The sequence below is a fragment of the Streptomyces misionensis genome, from assembly GCF_007896895.1.
GTDB classification, from domain to species: domain Bacteria; phylum Actinomycetota; class Actinomycetes; order Streptomycetales; family Streptomycetaceae; genus Streptomyces; species Streptomyces misionensis_A.
Window position 1 is genome coordinate 1 of sequence record NZ_VOGW01000205.1, and the last position, 3,751, is coordinate 3,751.

The window sequence follows — 3,751 nt, forward strand, 5'->3', positions numbered from 1 at the left end:
CCTCCGGATCGTGCGGGGCGGGGCCGGAGACCGTGAGGCCGCCCGGGACGTGCGTGGTGTAGCCCGCCGAGCGCTCCGCCGGGGAGGGGGTCGCCGCCAGCTCGTTCAGCAGGCCCTGGGCCACCATCACCCGGCGGCGGGCGTCCGGGGTGCCCTCCGGGACCCGTACCGTGCGGTCCACCGTGACCAGGGACTCCCGGCACAGGAGGAACACCTGGACCGGGACGCCCCGCGTCGTCTGCGTCGCCAGGTCGGGACCCGCGAGCGAGCACGGGACGCGCGAGGGCGCCGGGCCGAAGTCGGTCGGCACCTGGGTGGCCCGGATGCCGCAGCCGGTGAGCAGGACGGCCAGCACGGGGAGGGCCAGCAGGCTCCGGCGTCGTACCGGCGTCATGATCCCTCCTCGCCCGGGCCGTCGTCGCCGTTGCCGCCGTCGCTCTCCGCCGGTTCCTCCGTCAGCGGCGAGGTGTCCCGGGGCAGGCGCAGGGTGAACACCGCGCCGCCCTCGGGCGAGTTGGCCGCCGTGATCTCGCCGCCGTGGATGTGGGCGTTCTCCATCGCGATGGAGAGGCCGAGGCCGCTGCCCTCGGAGCGGGGGCGGGAGGCGCTGGCCTTGTAGAAGCGGTCGAAGACGTGCGGGAGGACCTCTTCGGGGATGCCGGGGCCGTGGTCGCGGACCTGGATGACCACCGAGTCGGAGGCCTCGCGCACCGAGACCCGTACCGGCGAGCCGCCGTGCTTGAGCGCGTTGCCGATCAGGTTGGCGAGGATCACGTCCAGGCGGCGCGGATCGAGGCGGGCGTGGATGCTGCGATCGGCGTCCAGCTCCACCGCGTCCAGCCAGGCGCGGGCGTCGATGCAGGCGGTGATCTGGTCGGCGACGTCGACGTCGTCCAGGACCAGCCGGGCGGTGCCCGCGTCGAAGCGGGTGACCTCCATCAGGTTCTCGACCAGGATGTTCAGGCGCCGCGTCTCGCTGACGACCAGCCGGACCGCCGGCTCGATCATCGGGTCGATGCCGCCCGCCTCCGAGTCCAGCTCCTCCTCCAGCACCTCGGTGACGGCGGTGATGGCGGTGAGCGGCGTACGCAGCTCATGGCTCATGTCGGCGACGAAGCGCCGGGACGCCTCGTCCCGCGCGGCCATGTCCGCGACCCGCTTCTCCAGGGCCGCCGCCGCGTTGTTGAACGTCCGCGAGAGATCGGCGAGTTCGTCCGTCCCGGAGACCCGCAGCCGGGTGTCCAGCTTGCCCTCGCCGAGCCGCCGGGCGGCGACGCCGAGGCGGTGCACCGGCTTGAGCACGGTCGTGGCGGCGGCCTGCGCGAGCAGCGCGGCGCCGATCAGCGCGAGCCCGGTGGCGATCCCCAACGACCAGGCCAGCGAGTCGAGATCCTTCGCCTCCGGCTCCAGGGTCTTCGCCATGTAACCGGTCGGGCCGCCGCCGATCACCCGCGTGCCGGCGACCAGAAACGGCGTGCCGTGGTCCACGACCCGCTGCCAGTACAGGTGGTACGGCTGCTTGTTGACGTCGGAGACCTTCTGCTGCCGGTTCACCGCCGTACGCAGCGACTTGGGCACGTCCTCCAGCGAGAAGCCGTTGATGCCGCCCGAGTTGCCGTACACCGTCTTGCCGTGCGCGTCCTGGCCGACCAGGAGCACACTGAAGCTCTGGCTGCTGGACGCCATCTGGCCGGCGGTGCGCTGGAGTTCGTCCTGGGTGGGGTGGGCCGGCAGGGCGCCCGCGCGGTTCTGCATCTCCTGCCGGAAGTCGCGCAGCACCGCGTCCTGGGCGCGGGTGAGCACCGCCTCGCGGTTGAGCCAGTAGGCGATGCCCGACGCGGACACCGCGGCGGTGAGCGCGACGAGCCCGAAGACGACGACCAGTCGCAGCCTGAGACTCGTGAACCTGAGCCGCGTCAGACTTCCCTTGCGGCCCGCGGCCCAGCCGCGCAGCCCCCCTTGCGTATCGGTCACTGAGGAGCGTCCAGGCGGTAGCCGACACCACGGACGGTACGGATCAGGGTCGGGGACGAGGGCACGTCCTCCACCTTGGCGCGCAGCCGCTGCACACACGCGTCCACCAGGCGGGAGTCGCCCAGGTAGTCGTGCTCCCACACCAGCCGCAGCAACTGCTGCCGCGACAGCGCCTGGCCGGGCCGCCGGCTCAGTTCCAGCAGCAGCCGCAGCTCGGTCGGGGTGAGCTGGAGGTCCTCGCCGTTCTTCGTCACGGTCATCGCCGAACGGTCGATGACCAGATTGCCGAAGGACGCCGAATCGCTGGACTCGCGCTCCCCGCGCCGCAGCACGGCCCGGATCCGGGCGTCCAGCACCCGCCCCTGGACCGGCTTGACCACATAGTCGTCGGCGCCGGACTCGAGTCCGACGACCACGTCGATGTCGTCGCTGCGGGCGGTCAGCAGAATGATCGGCAACTGGTCGGTGCGCCGGATGCGCCGGCACACCTCGAACCCGTCGATGCCGGGCAGCATCACGTCCAGCACGATCAGGTCCGGCCGCTGCTCGCGCAGCAGCTTCAGACCGTCCTCACCACTGGCAGCGGTGGCCACACGGTGCCCCTGGCGCGTCAGTGAGAGCTCCAGGGCCGTACGGATGGCGTCGTCGTCCTCGATCAGCAACAGGGAAGGCACCCGCCCATTCTGGCCCATGGCCGGGGTGTCGTACGACCTGTCCTCATCAGGCCCGTGCCATCGGCACAGGCTGTGCACTTCCTGTGACGCGGCCGGTGCCCGTGGCCTTGTGACAGGTCTGTGACAGTCGGCAGACACGGCGATGAAGTGATCGCGGCAGGCTTTTGGTCACGGGCACGGCGAGGAGCCGGATCCGGCCAACCGGCCGCAGCAGCCCGGAGCACGACCAGGCGGAGCCCGGAACACCACCGGGCGAGGCCCGGAGCACGACCGAATCACCGGAAGTCCACGACGGGGAGCGCGAGATGAACACGCTGCACAGCATCAGCACCAGCGCAGTGGTCACGCGTCTGCACGACGTGCACCGGGGTTCCGAGAAGTCCGGTGCCGAGGGAGGTCCCTCCCGCGCGAACACGTTCGAGCGCGGGGGAGCGCGGGGGTGCGCTCGCGGCACCGGGCGTCAGCAGGCCGGGTGCGCGCAGCAGCCGTACATGACGGTGATCGACGCGCGGACGGCGGAGACGCACGGGGGAAGCGCGTACCGGGAGGACCCGGGGGAGCGCCGCTCGCTGACGGAGGCGGAGTTCACCGCCTACGTCCAGGAGCGCCGCGCCTCCCTGTACGCCACCGCCTACCACCTGACCGGCGACCGGTTCGAGGCCGAGGACCTGCTCCAGAGCGCGCTGTTCTCGACCTACCGGGCATGGGACCGGATCAGCGACAAGGCGGCCGTCGGCGGCTACCTCCGGCGCACGATGACGAACCTGCACATCAGCGCCTGGCGGCGGCGCAAGCTCAACGAGTACCCGACCGAGGAACTGCCGGAGACGCCCGGCGAGACGGACGCGATGCGCGGCACCGAGCTGCGCGCGGTCCTGTGGCAGGCGCTGGCCCGGCTGCCCGAGTTGCAGCGCACCATGCTGGTCCTGCGCTACTACGAGGGCCGTACGGACCCCGAGATCGCGGACATACTCAACATCAGTGTCGGCACGGTCAAGTCCAGCATCTGGCGCTCGCTGCGCCGGCTGCGCGAGGACGAGGTCCTCAGCTTCGGCCGTGACGAGGAGGACGCCTTCGGCGAACTGGTCGCCTGAGGGCGGGGG

3 protein-coding genes and 1 pseudogene are annotated in these 3,751 nt (G+C 71.7%); 1 reads left to right on the forward strand and 3 read right to left on the reverse strand.

Going from position 1 to position 3,751, the window contains the following annotated elements; translation table 11 throughout:
• The 3 genes and pseudogenes from FRZ03_RS38280 to afsQ1 form a co-directional block, all read right to left on the reverse strand.
• A pseudogene (locus FRZ03_RS38280) lies at positions 1-394 on the reverse strand (hypothetical protein); the annotation flags it as partial.
• A complete protein-coding gene (locus tag FRZ03_RS38285; RefSeq protein ID WP_146469772.1) occupies positions 391-1,974 on the reverse strand; it encodes a sensor histidine kinase in 1,584 nt (527 codons plus the stop codon). The pseudogene FRZ03_RS38280 and the gene FRZ03_RS38285, both read right to left, overlap by 4 nt.
• Positions 1,971-2,648: a two-component system response regulator AfsQ1 gene (gene afsQ1, locus FRZ03_RS38290; RefSeq protein WP_186785832.1), complete on the reverse strand. Its 678-nt coding sequence runs from the start codon at positions 2,646-2,648 to the stop codon at positions 1,971-1,973. The genes FRZ03_RS38285 and afsQ1 overlap by 4 nt, the downstream gene beginning before the upstream one ends.
• Positions 2,649-2,953: 305 nt before the next feature.
• Between afsQ1 and FRZ03_RS38295 the strand changes: the two genes are divergently transcribed.
• Entirely contained in the window at positions 2,954-3,742 is a 789-nt protein-coding gene (locus FRZ03_RS38295) for a SigE family RNA polymerase sigma factor (protein WP_146469774.1), read from the forward strand.
• Positions 3,743-3,751: the final 9 nt, after the last annotated feature.

Bases quoted from the DNA above. Each gene is read 5' to 3' on its own strand.
- FRZ03_RS38295 (WP_146469774.1), top strand. From the start codon at position 2,954: ATGAACACGCTGCACAGCATCAGCACCAGCGCAGTGGTCACGCGTCTG.